Genomic DNA, 14,644 nt, shown 5'->3' on the forward strand with positions numbered 1-14,644 from the left:
GTATTACACACACCGAAAGTAAGCTAATCAAATTATGAGTTACCAGCAACTGTAATCACCGGAACTGGAGCAGAACGCACGGTGGTTTCGGCAACACTGCCGAGCAGTATTCGATCGATTCCCTGTCGTCCAGTCGTCCCCATGATAACAGCGTGAATATCATTTGATTCGATGGTGTTCTGTATCTCCGTAGCAGGGGATCCTGATCCGATATGACCGATTACGTCTGTAAGACCACGTGTTTTAGCCTCGGTTACGATCTGGTCAACCGCTTTTGTGGCAACTTGTTCGAGTTCCTCCGTCAAAAGTTCCGATCGGATATCGAGGCCTAGGGACGCGTCATCGACCACCGATAGAACATGGACGGTAGCGTTGAGGGATTTCGCGAGTTCGAGTCCATGATCGGCCGCGGTCGTTGCTTCCGCGCTTCCATCTGTGGGAATGAGGAGATTTTTATACGGAAATTCCAATTGTTCGTCTGGTTTCATCCGAGCGGTTAGCACGGGAACCGGAGAGAGACGGACGACTTTTTCGCTCACACTTCCGTGAAGATACCGTGACACACCTCCGCGACCATGGGAAGGAACTACAATTAAATCCATGATCATATCGCTCAGCATAGTCTACAATGGTCGGCGCTGGATTTCCTTGGACTACGTCAGTAGTGTACTCGACACCAAGCGAATTCAGGGTCTTCCCTGCCTCCTCAACGACTTTTTCCCCCTCTTGTACCAATGTGTCGACGACCGTATTTTCGACGACAGCGACACTGTCCCGTGTTGTATCGGCCACGAATAGGAGTCGAACGGTCGCGCTTGTCCATGTGGTAATTTCACCAACATGGTGAAGGATTTCCGCTGCGTCGTCATTTCCATCGACCGGTAACAGGATGTTTTCATACATGGTCCTATATGCCAGTATACGATCGGCCGTTTCTAAGGTATTTCCTCGATATCCCTCCAACAGTCCGAGCCGTCTCTGAAAGAGTTATTTTACTCATCACGAAGCTTATACAGTGATCAAAACATAACGAATCATGAACCGTCGAACTGTCCTTACTGGACTTTCTGTTGGTCTTGTGGGCTGTCTCGGACGAGGTGCAGATGGAACACAACCAGAGAGGTCAACTCACACCAACGAGACGCCAGCTACCGTTTCGCCGCCATCAAACGGAAAATCCAATGGGATCACGGCGAAGTTGGTCGTGGTTGATGGCCAAATGCCAGCCCCAGGCGAGTCAGTCTCGGCTACCACCAACTGTGATACGAAAACAACAGTATTGACCGGCTGGTTTCGTCCACCGACTGGTTGTCACGAGATGGTTCTCAAATCGTTTGAGTATAACCCAACCGAGGATAAAGGGACGATTGTCCTTTCGAGCAAGTGGGGAGAATCACGATCGCCGGAAGAAGTAGACTGTGGTGGAGCCACGTTCAAATACAAAATAGCACTCACTTCAGAGACAGCCATGCCTGGGGCGATACGGGTCGTTTACCAGACTCCAGACGGTGAACAAGCGAATGCATTTCGTCTACAGACGGACCCGTGTTGAGAATGCGATGACGAGTGCCACTATCAACACGAGTGGATTGAGCAGTTCGATGAATGGGACTGCAGGAAAGAGGGCAAGGAGTGCGCCTGCAACAATTGTTGCAATCACCGCAAACCCAATCGTAAACAGGACGATAAGCCCATCACGTACTTGGTCGAGAATGGATTCGTCGGTTTCAGCTGCATAAATCTCGGAGTAGGCAGTATGCAATCCACGGAAGATCTTCAGTGCCCCCCATGTGAGCGTTAGAATCCCTACAATGGACGCACTCGCTCGTCCTTGTTCACTTTCGAGAGTAGTTTCAGCGAGATTACCAATCGCGGGAGAAAGGGACTCTGCGGAACTGATCACCTGAGTTTGCACGTTATTGCTGCCGATCGCTGCAAACGCTAGAAATGCAAGGATCAAGAGGGGTGAACCGTCTCAGGGTCAAGCCTCGAGGCACTCGGCCTGCTCCGCCTGTAGAACAGATATCAGGACGAAACACGTTCAAGTTCGTAGTTAACCGAACGCAAGTTCTCGCTCTCCCCAGAATTCGGAAGGTTCTGGTGTGTGAACAAGACGCGAAGCGTCTTCTAAAGGCCGTAAACGGTAGGGTAGCCTCGCTATCACATGTGCGACTGATAGCGCAAACTCCCGTGAATAAGTGGAAGGCAACTACTGAGTCGGTACGTACCCTCTTGCTCAAAACATGCAGACTTCGGAATAGGGACGAAGAAGTGATGCATAGGCTAGCGAATAATTGCAGGTTGGTCAGAGTCACCTCGGAGCGGGCTTCATGGATTTTATATAGGTTCCAGCAACGTTGATTTAGAGAGAAACCAATGGTATCAGTGCTAACCGTCGCCGGGGTAGTCGTCGCCGTCTTCGTTGGATTCAATATCGGTGGCTCATCGACGGGTGTAGCGTTTGGTCCAGCAGTCGGCTCACGTCTCCTTCGAAAGGCGACCGCAGCAGCCTTGTTCGTTGGCTTTGGCTTTCTCGGAGCATGGACCGTCGGTCGGAACGTCATCGCGACGATGAGCAGCAGTATCGTACCGGCAACCCAATTCACGCCTGCCGCGAGCGTCGCTGTCTTGTTCTTCACAGGAGCGTCACTCCTCATTTCAAATCTCTATGGCGTTCCAGCTTCGACTTCAATGACAGCCGTTGGCGCCATCGTTGGACTTGGCCTCGCATCGAACACACTCAATCAGGCACTGATGTTTACTATCGTCTCAGCATGGATCATCGCGCCGCTAATCAGCCTCGGCATCGGAATCGTGGTCGGGCGTTACATCTACCCGTATCTGGATCGCTATGTCGCGTTCACAAAGTTCGATCTCCACTTCATCCAACTCGACCGCTCTGGGACGATTCCTCGACTCTACCTGAATCCGAACGCGACACGACAGGACATCCTCGGATCACTTTCAGTGGTTGTCATTGCGTGTTACATGGCGTTTTCGGCGGGGGCGTCAAACGCGGCGAACGCTGTGGCTCCCCTCGTTGGCGAAGGGGGGTCGCTCGCCGTCAATCAGGGCGTCCTGCTTGCGGTAGTGGCCTTCGGTCTAGGCAGTTTCACCATTGCCCGTCGTACGCTGGAGACGGTAGGGGACGATATTACGGAGCTACCGATTCTCGCTTCACTGATTGTCTCCATCGTCGGTGGCACAGTCATCACGATTCTGTCCTACTTCGGAATCCCGGCGAGTCTCGCGGTAAGCACGACATCGACGATTATTGGGCTCGGATGGGGTCGAGCAAGCCGAGCAGCGACACTCGTAGAGTTTGCGACGCCGGAACGTGAACATCCGGATTTAGAGGTCTCGACAGGAGCACTGGTCACCTCCCGTGCTGAAGATATGCCTGCAAGTCCAACGATCGGTGATATTGCCCGTCACGAGGAACCGGCAGAAAAACCGGAGGAACTGCCAGACGTGCCTGACGTGGGTACGGAAGGGCCGGCGGATCTCGATCAGCGGAGCCTATTCGACTCAGCGGCGGCCAAACGTATCGTTACAATGTGGGTGTTGACGCCCTCGCTAGCGGTTGTTGCCTCCTACCCGGTATTTGTATTTCTGCTGTGAACGTCGCTTAACAAGACCCCCTTGTCGATCCGGTCGTCAAATTATGACATCTTTTGTGTTCCCAAAGTAGTTGGTACAGGAGGCCCTTGTAAGATGGAATGAGGACTGACCTCACTCAATGTCCTGACTGTGGATGGACCGGTAATACTAGTGATTGCGAGATCGATGAACTCGAACGAAAGTGTCCTGTCTGCCACCACGTCTTTCGACGTAATTCGTGATTCTCGCGCCTACCCCACCAGTCTAAGCCACTAATGAACGGAGACTCACATCGGATGCTGAACCATCCGACGCTGGTCTTTCGTCTGCCAAGGCTCAAAAGACCAAATGAACGAAACCATCCACAGAATATGAACCTGATGAGACGGCACAGAAACGCGCGCAGTGGAAACAGTTTTCATTCGACATCGATGTCCCCGGACTCGTAACAGTCACCAACGAGAACCACGACAAGCCCGCAGCCCACCAGTACACCGTCTCCATCGACGACGGGACGCTTGAGGCGTCTCCTTCCGAGGACGACAACGAGACCGAACCCGAAGATTGCGACTGTGACGGTCTCGGTGACTTCCCGTGCTGGCCGTGCGTGCGAACGGAACGAAAAAGAACTGCCGAACGAACCACCGCTTAGCTCTTTTTATCCATGGCACGCCAAGTGACGGCCTCGAATCTCACCAACCAGCGAACGCTGACGGAAAGCAAAGATTAGGAATGAGAGGCTCTGTTGAAATCCTCAGGCAGTTACAGGTACCTCCGGTAGTGTGAGCGAATGCAATCATTGATCTCCACGTAACGACGACCAGAAAACATGACTCGCAGATCGCGCCGTCACTCATCAAGCGGAACACCGGTGACGTAGCGATTCTCCTCGGCGACAGGGGATACGACGATCGGAAGATTCGGGCGTTAGCTCGTGAAGAGAATCTTCATCCGCTTATCAAACATCAAGAGTTCTCGGCACTTCACAAGGCGTGGAATGCTCGGCTGGACACCGACCTCTACGGCCAACGGAGTCAGAACGAGACGGTGAACTCCCGTCTTAAGCGAAAATAGGGGGCATTCGTGCGCTCACGACACTGGTGGAAGCAGTTCCGTGAACTCGTTGTCGGCTGTCTCACTCACAACATCGATAAGACACTTTGAACAGTGAGTAACGATGAACGATGAAGAGAACCACGTTGTGACATCCCTGGTTCTCGTCAGAAGCGCCGTGCCAGAGACAGAGCGTGTAGTCAGTAGAGAACGTACGATTGCTCGCTCGAGTCAGTGTTCTACCGTCTCATGATCGTCTTCGGCACTACGAGTTTGGCGACGCTGACAAGCGCTATCAGATGTACACCGATTCCGATTGCAAACAAGGCGAACGTATTTGACTGCCCGGTCACTCCTGCAACATACACTTTCACCGGCCAGTACATCGGGAGGATGCTCGCAAGGAATTGAAGCGGTTCAGAGACCACTGCAATGACCAGTGCTGGCCCGACGAGAACGATATTCATGAATTTACCGAGCGCGATACCCTCTATCGAGTTCGAAGCCACCAGCCCCAATACTAGGCCGATGACGGGTCCACTCAGAGCGCCTAGAACCGCCGTCCCGAGAAGGATCGGTGCTGATGACTGTACGAGACCGACGACGAGCAACGCCGGAAGCGTGGAGAAGAACGAGAAGAAGAACGTGGTACAGCCTCGGTAGAGCAGATACCCGTTTAGTGAGAGTGGGGATGTTCGGTACGAAGTGAGGATATCGGTATCGCGGTCTTCTAAGATGAGCATCCCGACGATGAAGCCGAAAATCCCCGGCCCGCACACCGCCATCGAGCCCGCGATCACCGGATAGTACACCGTTAGATCAACGATTCCGGCGAGTCTCGTAGTGATGACCGGGGCAATCACTCGGATGACTCCCGCGAGGAGCAACGGACCGGCCGCTGCAAACGCCAACATCGGATCACGGATCCAGTTTTTGGCGTCCGTCACGAACAGACCGGTCCACGGAGACTGCGGCATGGGCATCCATCGATCCGTTCCAGTCGTTTGAGTCGATCTGTGCCCGAGTTTCCGCCCAGGGTCATCCTGCCGAAGAATGTCACGGTCGAACGACCGACGGGCCCACAAAAACGTGAGAGTCGTTCCCACTACTAGATATGCGAACGCGTAAATGACCTTCCATAACGAGACGGAACGGACGCCTGCCTCGATAGTAATGAGGAGCGGCTGAACCGGGAGGAGGTAGAATGCAGGCGTATTGAATAAGCCTAGGTATCCAAGAATCGGTGAGAAGAGGATAGTACCCCAGACAGCGGCGCTCAGGAAAAACTCGTTTATCGAATCGAAGCGAGAGACGGCAACGAACCCAAGAAAAACGATAAGCAACGAGGAAAGAAGAACTCCGAACAAGAGGACAGCGATTCGGAGCGAGAGTCCAAATTCGGAGACCGCGACAGCGAACGATGCACTGACGGCAAGAGTAGAGAGCGAAGCGGCCTTCGAAAAGAGATAGCCGGTGCTGTCGAGCGGTGAGACGACGAGTGCTTGGAGGACTCCTTCTGTCTTCTCGTATAGCACCAGCACGGCGATAAAGTAAAATCCGAGAACAGCCGGGTCTGTTGCGATCAGTAAAATGACTATATCCGGGTTAATGTCCTGCCCAGCGAACTGGAGTCCCAGCACGAACAAGCTCGTGAGTACCACATAGACAGGGATGATTCCATATCGAAACTGAAGGCGAATATCCCATTTGAGCATCTCGACGACCGGATGGACCGCCGACCGCTCCTGGTGAGCATCATCCTGTCTTGCGCTTTGATTGGACCTCATTGGAGTGTTTCACCGGTTATCTCGATGAACACATCGGCCAAGGTCGCCTCTTCGGAGTGAATCGTCTCGACCTCATTGCGCGCAAGAAGGTCTTGGAACGCATCGTTCGTCCCGAGATCATCAAGCGGGAACTCCTGAGAGAGGAGCTCGCCCTCATCCCGGTATTCGACACGGACACGTTGCTGGCCATGTGCGATCTTCAGCTGGCGCGGCGTATCGACGACCGGGAGCGCACCGTTCACGATGAACGCGACGCGGTCGCAGAGTCGGTCTGCGACGGTCATGTCGTGGGTCGTGAGAAAGACCGTCGTTCCCTTGTCACGGAGGGACTCGATGACGCCCATCACGTCCCGGGCGCTGCTCGGATCGATGCCACCCGTTGGCTCATCGAGAAACAGGAGCTCAGGGTGGTGCAGTAGCGCTCGGACAAAGTTCAGGCGCATCTGCATCCCTTTCGAGTAGGTGCCGACGCGACGGTCAACTGCGTCGGCGATACCGACAGTATCGAGCAGTTCGAGGGGGTCTCGTTTGTGTCCCCCGTACAGAGACCCGAACAGCTCGAGGTTCTCGCGTCCGGTGAGTTTCTGATAGAGAGTCGGCGTTTCCGGAGAGACACCGATGTGGCGATACAGGTCGGATCCCCACTCGACCACCGGCCGGTCCAAGACTGTTGCACCTCCCTCGTAATCGTCGAGGAGTCCAGTCAGGATTTTCTGCGTCGTGGTCTTTCCGGCTCCGCTTGGACCGAGAAATCCGAATACTTCGCCAGGCTGAACCTCGAAATCCAGTCCTTTCAGTGCCTGGTGGTCGCTGCCGTGGTATGTGTATTCGAGGCCTTCCGCACGGATCACACTCATTCGTCCACAAGCGACTCGTAGCTATGTGCTACAGGGAAGGTCCCCGAGGGATTGACCATTCTCTCACAGTGCTCTTGTCGTTGCATACCTGTGTCTTGAGTGTATGAGTAATTCACTCTTTCGCTCATGAGCGATGAGCAATACGCTCATTACTCTACAGAGCGACGGATCGATATGAGAGGTTTCAGTGACGAAGAGCGACGTGAGATAGAGGAACGGCTCGTGGAGACCGGGCGTGACCTTTTCACCAGATATGGGTTTCAGAAGACGACGATGCAAGACATCACGGAACAAGTTGGGATCGGTGAGGGGACATTCTACCAGTTTTTTGATAGTAAATCGGGTCTATACATTCGGATACTCCTCCGCGAACAGAACGAATTGATTGACGCGGTTGAGGCCGAGCTAGAAGGGCTCACGGATTCCGACGAGCAGCTCGACCGGTTATTCCGGAGATGGGTAGCCGAGTTCGAACAGCGTTCCTTGCTTCTGCGAAGTCATCGTAATCCACAGCAGATCGTGCAGGCCGCGAATGGACAGGACTTCGCCGAGCTGCGAGACGACATCTCGAATCGGATGACTCCCTTGATTGCAGATATTCAGAAGCGAAGTGATGGATACATCACAGAGATTCGCCCAGAGGCGGTTATCGAGCTGTTGTCTCTCTTGGAAGTCGTTGCAGCGAACAAGGACGCTCATGATGAACTCGGGTGGAGCGGGTATGATGGGTTCAAAGAGATCGTAATTACAATTCTGAAACAGGGTCTGCTTTGGCAATAAGAAGTTGTTATCCGTCGAATCGTGACCGGTGTCACTAATGACCGAGACGCGCTGTCTATACAGCCCGCTCGCATAATTATCTATTCACACTGGTAGTTTCGCTATCAATCAGTTTGCACACCTGACTAACGGTATTCAGGTTGGAAAATGTCGTCTCTGTTAAAATCCTATTGTCTCGACAACTTTCCCTCTGAAACAGCCATTAGGTAGGTGTGCTTATCAATCGACCACCTTCGGGTTACTGAACGATGAGCGGTCAATACCCCATCGGCTTACGGTGCCAAGAAAATACCCAATCAAGCCATAGGAGATGGCTATCATGGCCGAAATGAGTGCGTAGGAGAGGAGGTCATTTTGGAAGGGAAGGATGACGAATCCGTTTTGACTATAATAGAAGTGAGCGAGAGCAACGTGTGCGGGAAAACTCACCCAGCACGCCGCAAGTAGGCCCGCCCGGTAGAACGCGACTCCTGCGGCGAGAAAATTGAATCCGATAACAAAGGTCCAATCAATCAGCGAGGATGGCCACAACCAATACTCCACACCGAGAGTCGGATAGATTAGCCACACGCCGACACCGAGAAGGATACTAATCCCAGTTGCGAGCAGGGCAATTTGGCGGTAGGTGCCGAACAAGACCTGATCAACATCCTCTTGATAGTTCATAATCACTAATCGAAAGTGCAGTAGTAAATACTTTGAGACGATTCCAAGCAATCCCGGTGTCTATCACCCCGATATCTAACGTTTAGAGTGCCTTGTCGATGTTGTGAGTGAGACAGCCGACAACGAGTTCACGGAACTGCTTCCACCAGTGTCGTGAGCGCACGAATGCGCCATATTTCCGTTTGAGCCGAGAGTTCACCGTCTCGTTCTGACTCCGTTGGCCGTAGAGGTCGGCGTCCAGCCGAGCGTTCCACATCTTGTGAAGCGAGGAGAACTCTCAGTGCTTGATGAGCGGACGAACACCATATTCACGAGCTAACGCGCGAATCTTTTGGTCGTCGTATCCCTTGTCGGCGAGGAGAATCGCCACGTCTCCGATGTTCCGTTTGATGAGCGACGGCGCGATCTGCGAGTCGTGTTTTCTGGTCGTCGTTACGTGGAGATCGATGATAGCATTCGCTTTTGTATCCACGAGAAGTGTGACTTTCAACTGCTGAATCTTCAACTTCGTTCGCTTCGTGTAGTGCTTCGAGGCGTGATTACGGTCGAACCCGGAGGCGTCAATCCCGACAACACCGTTAGTCGGAAGGAGTCTGACCGAGAGGTTGAGAAGGACACGCCAGACAGCCATATCGAGCCGGTCGAACGCTTTGCACAACGTCGATGGAGATGGTATTTCATCAAGGTCGATAGCGCTCCGAATCCGAGGCATCTCGATAAGCTCGTCAAGTAGCGTCCGATACGTCGTATTCTTCCGTACTTTGAGGCAGAGCAGGACGATATGCTGGTGGAGCGTGTACCGCCGTTTCGAAAACTTTGAGGAGTGACGAGGGACAGCTCGACGAGCTAAGTGCATCGCTTGCTCAACGAATCGGAGTAACTGCGACTTTGGAAGAGCCTGCATTCAGTCACACTATCGGGCGAACCTGTGACTCCCAGAGGATTTCAACAGAGCCATCCCAACCCATGTTCCCATATTGTCTGCTTTTCCCCTTGTTCAGGTCACAGACTGACGTTACTGATCTCTCGTATTTTCCCGCTTCCTTCGGGCATACAGTGACATTTTCACTCCTTTTCGGAAGCGGTAGACGTTTTGCGCTACGTCTGCCCTGACTGCCACTGTTCCTGTGTCACCGTGTACCGGATTTCGTCAGAAACGTGGTCGTCGTGTGGCACCCAGTTCCGAAGAACTCCGTCCCGCTGGCCTCCAGCCTCTTCGATGTATCTCTCGATAGCACTTTTTGACTTCTCGTTCTCGGCGGCGTGAGTGACTGCGAAGAGGTCGAGGTCGAATCGGTCTAGCGTAAGGTCGATGAGAGCAAGGGCACTTTCGCTATTGTAACCCCGTCCCCAGAACGATTTTCGGAGCCAAATCCATTGCGTTCCGGTGCGGCGGCTCCAATTGAGTTTGAGTCCTGTCAACCCGGCGAACTCCCCCGAACCATCCTCGTCGTCGTTCGGTCGAATGATGTATTTCAGGCTCTCTCTGTCGTTCCATTTACGCTCGGATTCGTCGACGAACGTTTTGGTCTCGTTTACTGTCTCGTGAGGAGACCACGGCATGTATCGCGTTATCTCGTCGATTCCGTCTTCTGTTGAGCATATATGATACAATTCGAACAAGTCCACGTTCTCGTGACAGAGCCGTTCGTGACGGAGACGTTTGGTACTGAGTGATTCGGGGAGCACACTCCGAACATCACGGAGACCTATATTAAGAATACGGACGCTCGTGAGTGGGGTCACTGTAGCTCTCCCCACAAAAGCATACTATATGCTACCGATTCTCCCGCTATTCCTCCTTGTCATTATGAGCTATATAGTGTCACGAGTGGACCCTGTCCGAGGGTTTACTTATCCCGTGCTCGAATTCGGGAATACGAATGGTTCCAAATGGGAAGTCGCCACTCTCCCCACTCGCCCAAGACGCGCTTGATGCGCTTGCGAGATGTCTCCCAGAAGAGCGCGAGCTCACCTACGAGCAGGCCTATTCGATTTTGGACGATGAAGAGGATCTTGGACGACCATCTGCCGAGGATATCATCGAACGACTCTACATGAACGGTCATCTCTACGAGGTTGAGGGGAAGCTCCGGCTCACGGATTACGGGTCTGAATAGCGAAGTCGGTCTCGAGAGAAGAAAGCGTGGTTACTTCCTCGAAGTATGGAACGATTTCGTTGATCAGCTAGTCGGGCATGGGGTTTTACCAGTATCGCGTTGTGTCCCGATCGGTTTGTAGATGAGGATGGTGTAGTCGCTCCGAACCGTGACGAGATAGTCCTCGATCGTGAATCGCACCTCAATGTCACTCTTTTTCGATGCACTTGCTTCGATGATCTCTTCGAGCGCATCTGGATTCACGTATTCGTACAGCGAGAGCGTGGTCTGGCCGACTGTCGGTTCAATCACGTCCATGAGCACGTCGACAATGCCGGTAACAATCTCAGGACGCGATGCTTCGGGGTCGATCGTCTTGGATGCGACTAATGCGTATTGGGATGATAGACTCGGGCCAGAAGCATCGACGGCAGAGCCAAACCAGGTGGTCGTTTCTAGGGTCATTGTGGTACTCTGGGTATGTTCGATACTGTCTACAATTCATTAAGTACTCCCCGCCGTTTATTTCGTTCAATCTCAATTCGGATTGTTTGAGTTAATTTTGGGCCGTCTTGCTGTCGTTGTTCGACTCGTTTCGCTTCTCTGTGTCTTGTTTGACACAGCTACCAGCCACTCAAAACTAAAATCAAATTTTGTGCTTCCAGTATTTCTTTTAGGTTCCTGGCCGTTGATTCACATGCACTCACACAGTCCATAACAGAGCCACACTGTCTGGTGCCATCACCCAGAGACATCCTTCATGAGGGGGCTGTCTGTGAGTTGCACCCCGAATTGCCGCCATCCTCTCTTTCGCTGCCTGGGTCTTCCATAGTTTATCCGATTCTGGTTGTGGTGAGCTCCTGGCTTTCGGAAGCATGAATCGGAAACAGACACATCGAGGGAGATTACTCGGCTGATCGGCTTGTTTTGGAGTGAATCGATGCTCATATGGACTCAGTATTTCAGTGCAAGTCGGTTCGGCAGTATCACTTGAGATTTACCGTGCATTAGTCTCGCTATTCATGGTGCAATCTTCGATCGATTCACTGAGTCGATTTCTCCACGAGTAGCTCCATGTTGCCCGGATTTCGCGTATGAAGTAGACTCCTATCTAGCCGATCATGCTTGGGGTGAGTCGAATGCGGTGCACCGTTCTCACGGTGGTGTCGTCCAGTCAGAACCGCCGCCAATATCACTCTTGTTTTCCCCTCATTATGGGAGTCAGCAGGTGGCGCTACCTGTACATGTTGACGGTGGTCTTTCCGGTATTGGAATATTTGGAAGTAACTCGGGCTTGCCTAAGGGGCTCTCGGTGGTCGTGGTTACCTGTAATGATGCAAAGCAGCCATAGTGATGCCGGATGGGACACGTATCGCCGAGCACTTCGACCAACTGATCAAGCAGTTTTTGATCGACTCTTCGAGTATGCTCAGCTGCATACCGATCCCAGCACGGTTCACAAGCCATTGTTCGTCGAGACTCCCATTCTCATCTCGATCCTGATCGAACAGCAGCGACAGATCGATGATTTGGAAGACCGACTCGATCACGTTGAGGACGATTTGAACGATCAGGGATGAGCCGATGGTGTACAAAATCGACTACGTCGACGGCGACGTGCTCATTTGGTCGGTAACTGAATCCGGGGTGGAGTGTGAAGTCGATGAATCGTACACGCCGACCATCTACGTGTCGGTGCATGGCGATGGTGAGTTTTCGACAGCACGTGCTGCACTCCAAGACCATCCTTCCGTTGTTCGGGTTGCTGTCGTTGATGAACGCGTGAGTTTTCGCCACGACCCCGAGCAAGTACTTCGAGTGGATGTGGTCGACCTCAAGGCGGTCACCTCGGTAGCGCGAATGGTAAGCAGGTGGGGCTCTCCTGGTGAGTATCGCTGCTACAACGTCGACTTCTCGCGGGAGTTTCGCTACTGTCTCGAAGAGGAAATCGACCCACTCCCGACCCGCGAACTCTCCCAGATGCAGATAGCCGTCTCGGAGACAGAACTCGCGAGTGCGCGGGTTACCGAACTCACGATTGACGATGAGACGGTGACTGGGAGCGGCGAAGACGTGTTAACGACATTGTCGGCTCGCGTTGAGTCGGTTGATCCGGATGTACTCTTTTTGAATACGAGCGATCTCATTCCCGTCCTCTTCCAGCAGGCTGACCGACTCGACGTAGAGTTCCAACTGGGTCGTCGGTCAGGCTGGCAGCAGCTGGCGGGCGAATCGACCTACGAAAGCTACGGGCAAGTGGGGCATTCACCAGCACGCTACAATCTGCCCGGTCGGGTGATCATCGACGGCTCGAATACGTTCATGTGGAATCAGACGAACCTCGATGGGTGTCTGTATCTCGTTGAGCAGTCGGGCAAGCCACTCCAGGAGTTGGCATGGTCCTCGATCGGAAATATTCTAACTGGGATTCAGATTCAGGAAGCCCGTGAGCGGAATGTCCTTGTGCCCTGGCGGTCGTGGCGGCATGAGAAATTCAAAACGATGCGCCAGCTGCACGACGCCGACCGAGGTGGCTTCACGTTTGCGCCGGACGTCGGCCTACACGAGGACGTGCACGAACTCGACTTCTCCTCGCTGTACCCGAACATCATCGTCACGCGGAACGTGAGTCCCGAAAAGATCCGCTGTGAGTGTCACGCTGGGAGGGAGGACGTGCCGGGTATCGGGTATTCGATCTGCGACGAGCGGGGCTATCTGCCGGACGTGCTTGAGCCGTTGATCAAGGATCGAGATGCGATCAAGGCCGAGATACGGGAGACTGAGGATGAAGAGCGTCGCGACGAGTTAGAAGGCCGATCGAGTGCGATCAAATGGATATTGGTCTCGTGTTTCGGATATCAAGGCTTCTCGAATGCGAAGTTTGGCCGCATCGAGTGCCACGAGGCGATCAACGCGTATGCCAGGGAGATTCTGTTGGAGACGAAAGCGGTGCTCGAGGAGCATGGCTGGCGGATTGTGCATGGCATTGTCGATAGTGTGTGGGTGACACCGATCGAAGACGAGGAACAGACGTCGCTTTCGGAGCTTGTCTCGGAGATTTCTGAAGAGGTGGCAATTCGGCTTGAGCATGAAGCCCACTACGACTGGATAGCGTTCGTGCCGTTACGTGATTCGGATGCTGGTGCGTTGACGAAGTACTTCGGGAAGGTGGCTGGTGAAGACGAGTACAAGTATCGGGGTATCGAGTGTCGTCAACGGAGTACGCCGTCGTATATCGATGAGGCACAGAAAGCGGTGATTCGAGCGGTCGATGAGTATCGTGATCCAGAGGTGGTTTGTGAGGAATTACGGTCGTGGGTCGATCGGCTGGAGCGGGGAGCGGTTGATCCGAATGAGTTGGTGATCACGAATCGGGTTTCGAAGAAACGCGAGGACTACACACAATCGACGCGGAGTGTGGCAGCGTTGGAGCGGGCGGCTGAGTTGGGATTGACGCGTGCGCCAGGGCAGAGTGTGTCGTATGTAGTGGTGGATGATACGAAGGACTCGCGAGAGCGGGTGATGTTGGCGAGTGAGGAGTTAGACGAGTATGATGTCGGGTGCTATCGGGAGTTGTTGGTTCGTGCGGCAGCGAGTGTGTTGTCACCGCTGGGGTGGCGTGAGAGACGCATTGAGCAATTCCTTTCGAGTCATGACGAAATCAGTCTGAACTCGTTTCTCTAACGATAACACGTTTAGAGGAGAGATTTGGTGCATACTTACACCTCCATAGAACCAAGAATCACAGCATTGCTGAAAACATCAATCAGTGATACGTTTCCGTGGTCGTGCTGAATCTAGG

Annotated in this window: 11 protein-coding genes and 3 pseudogenes; 6 read left to right on the forward strand and 8 right to left on the reverse strand. The window is 53.2% G+C overall.

Annotated features, from left to right (window positions below; all coding sequences use genetic code 11):
* Window positions 1–32: 32 nt before the first annotated feature.
* A pseudogene (locus tag B208_RS25100) lies at window positions 33–903 on the reverse strand (universal stress protein).
* Window positions 904–1,531: 628 nt separating this feature from the next.
* Window positions 1,532–1,960: a YhjD/YihY/BrkB family envelope integrity protein gene (locus B208_RS0120945; RefSeq protein ID WP_007975897.1), complete on the reverse strand. Its 429-nt coding sequence runs from the start codon at window positions 1,958–1,960 to the stop codon at window positions 1,532–1,534.
* A gap of 416 nt (window positions 1,961–2,376) precedes the next feature.
* Here B208_RS0120945 and B208_RS0120950 point away from each other — a divergent pair, with 416 nt between their 5' ends.
* Both B208_RS0120950 and B208_RS23465 read left to right on the forward strand, forming a co-directional pair.
* Window positions 2,377–3,621 carry an inorganic phosphate transporter gene (locus B208_RS0120950; RefSeq protein ID WP_007975899.1) on the forward strand — a complete coding sequence of 415 codons (1,245 nt, stop codon included), beginning with the start codon at window positions 2,377–2,379 and terminating at the stop codon, window positions 3,619–3,621.
* A 768-nt stretch (window positions 3,622–4,389) separates the two neighbouring features.
* Window positions 4,390–4,764: pseudogene (locus B208_RS23465) on the forward strand (transposase); the annotation flags it as partial.
* 128 nt (window positions 4,765–4,892) lie between these two features.
* Here the strand turns inward: B208_RS23465 and B208_RS0120955 are convergent.
* Together B208_RS0120955 and B208_RS0120960 are read right to left on the reverse strand one after the other, a co-directional pair.
* Window positions 4,893–6,440, reverse strand: coding sequence for a fluoroquinolone export ABC transporter permease subunit (locus tag B208_RS0120955; protein WP_007975901.1), 1,548 nt, complete (start codon window positions 6,438–6,440; stop codon window positions 4,893–4,895).
* Window positions 6,437–7,297, reverse strand: a complete 861-nt coding sequence (locus tag B208_RS0120960) for an ABC transporter ATP-binding protein (RefSeq protein ID WP_007975903.1) — start codon at window positions 7,295–7,297, stop codon at window positions 6,437–6,439. The genes B208_RS0120955 and B208_RS0120960 overlap by 4 nt, the downstream gene beginning before the upstream one ends.
* Before the next feature lie 174 nt (window positions 7,298–7,471).
* On the opposite strand from B208_RS0120960, the gene B208_RS0120965 reads away from it, so the two are divergent.
* Complete coding sequence (locus tag B208_RS0120965; RefSeq protein ID WP_018129128.1) at window positions 7,472–8,077, forward strand: TetR/AcrR family transcriptional regulator; 606 nt, start codon at window positions 7,472–7,474, stop codon at window positions 8,075–8,077.
* A gap of 219 nt (window positions 8,078–8,296) precedes the next feature.
* On the opposite strand, the gene B208_RS0120970 is transcribed toward B208_RS0120965, so the two are convergent.
* From B208_RS0120970 to B208_RS0120980, 3 genes and pseudogenes are all read right to left on the reverse strand, one after another.
* The gene (locus B208_RS0120970; RefSeq protein WP_007975909.1) at window positions 8,297–8,743 is read right to left on the reverse strand and encodes a hypothetical protein; all 447 of its coding nucleotides are present in this window, start codon (window positions 8,741–8,743) and stop codon (window positions 8,297–8,299) included.
* Between the two features lie 82 nt (window positions 8,744–8,825).
* Window positions 8,826–9,647 (reverse strand): annotated as a pseudogene (locus tag B208_RS0120975) (IS5 family transposase).
* A gap of 194 nt (window positions 9,648–9,841) precedes the next feature.
* Window positions 9,842–10,372: a GNAT family N-acetyltransferase gene (locus B208_RS0120980; RefSeq protein WP_449404118.1), complete on the reverse strand. Its 531-nt coding sequence runs from the start codon at window positions 10,370–10,372 to the stop codon at window positions 9,842–9,844.
* A gap of 254 nt (window positions 10,373–10,626) precedes the next feature.
* Between B208_RS0120980 and B208_RS0120985 the strand changes: the two genes are divergently transcribed.
* A complete protein-coding gene (locus tag B208_RS0120985; RefSeq protein ID WP_007975914.1) occupies window positions 10,627–10,863 on the forward strand; it encodes a hypothetical protein in 237 nt (78 codons plus the stop codon).
* A 63-nt stretch (window positions 10,864–10,926) separates the two neighbouring features.
* Here the strand turns inward: B208_RS0120985 and B208_RS0120990 are convergent, their stop codons facing one another.
* A complete protein-coding gene (locus B208_RS0120990) occupies window positions 10,927–11,307 on the reverse strand; it encodes a HalOD1 output domain-containing protein (RefSeq protein WP_007975915.1) in 381 nt (126 codons plus the stop codon).
* An 866-nt stretch (window positions 11,308–12,173) separates the two neighbouring features.
* Here B208_RS0120990 and B208_RS24020 point away from each other — a divergent pair.
* Complete coding sequence (locus tag B208_RS24020) at window positions 12,174–12,422, forward strand: hypothetical protein (RefSeq protein ID WP_232423903.1); 249 nt, start codon at window positions 12,174–12,176, stop codon at window positions 12,420–12,422.
* Window positions 12,423–12,426: 4 nt separating this feature from the next.
* Window positions 12,427–14,526: a type B DNA-directed DNA polymerase gene (locus B208_RS0121000; RefSeq protein WP_007975917.1), complete on the forward strand. Its 2,100-nt coding sequence runs from the start codon at window positions 12,427–12,429 to the stop codon at window positions 14,524–14,526.
* Window positions 14,527–14,644 lie beyond the last annotated feature (118 nt).

This window comes from Haladaptatus paucihalophilus DX253 (genome assembly GCF_000376445.1).
GTDB classification, from domain to species: Archaea; Halobacteriota; Halobacteria; order Halobacteriales; family Haladaptataceae; genus Haladaptatus; species Haladaptatus paucihalophilus.

Bases quoted from the DNA above. Each gene is read 5' to 3' on its own strand.
- B208_RS0120960 (WP_007975903.1), bottom strand. From the start codon at position 7,297: ATGAGTGTGATCCGTGCGGAAGGCCTCGAATACACATACCACGGCAGC.
- B208_RS0120985 (WP_007975914.1), top strand. From the start codon at position 10,627: ATGGTTCCAAATGGGAAGTCGCCACTCTCCCCACTCGCCCAAGACGCG.
- B208_RS0120950 (WP_007975899.1), top strand. From the start codon at position 2,377: ATGGTATCAGTGCTAACCGTCGCCGGGGTAGTCGTCGCCGTCTTCGTT.
- B208_RS0120955 (WP_007975901.1), bottom strand. From the start codon at position 6,440: ATGAGGTCCAATCAAAGCGCAAGACAGGATGATGCTCACCAGGAGCGG.
- B208_RS0120965 (WP_018129128.1), top strand. From the start codon at position 7,472: ATGAGAGGTTTCAGTGACGAAGAGCGACGTGAGATAGAGGAACGGCTC.
- B208_RS0121000 (WP_007975917.1), top strand. From the start codon at position 12,427: ATGGTGTACAAAATCGACTACGTCGACGGCGACGTGCTCATTTGGTCG.
- B208_RS24020 (WP_232423903.1), top strand. From the start codon at position 12,174: ATGATGCAAAGCAGCCATAGTGATGCCGGATGGGACACGTATCGCCGA.
- B208_RS0120990 (WP_007975915.1), bottom strand. From the start codon at position 11,307: ATGACCCTAGAAACGACCACCTGGTTTGGCTCTGCCGTCGATGCTTCT.
- B208_RS0120970 (WP_007975909.1), bottom strand. From the start codon at position 8,743: ATGAACTATCAAGAGGATGTTGATCAGGTCTTGTTCGGCACCTACCGC.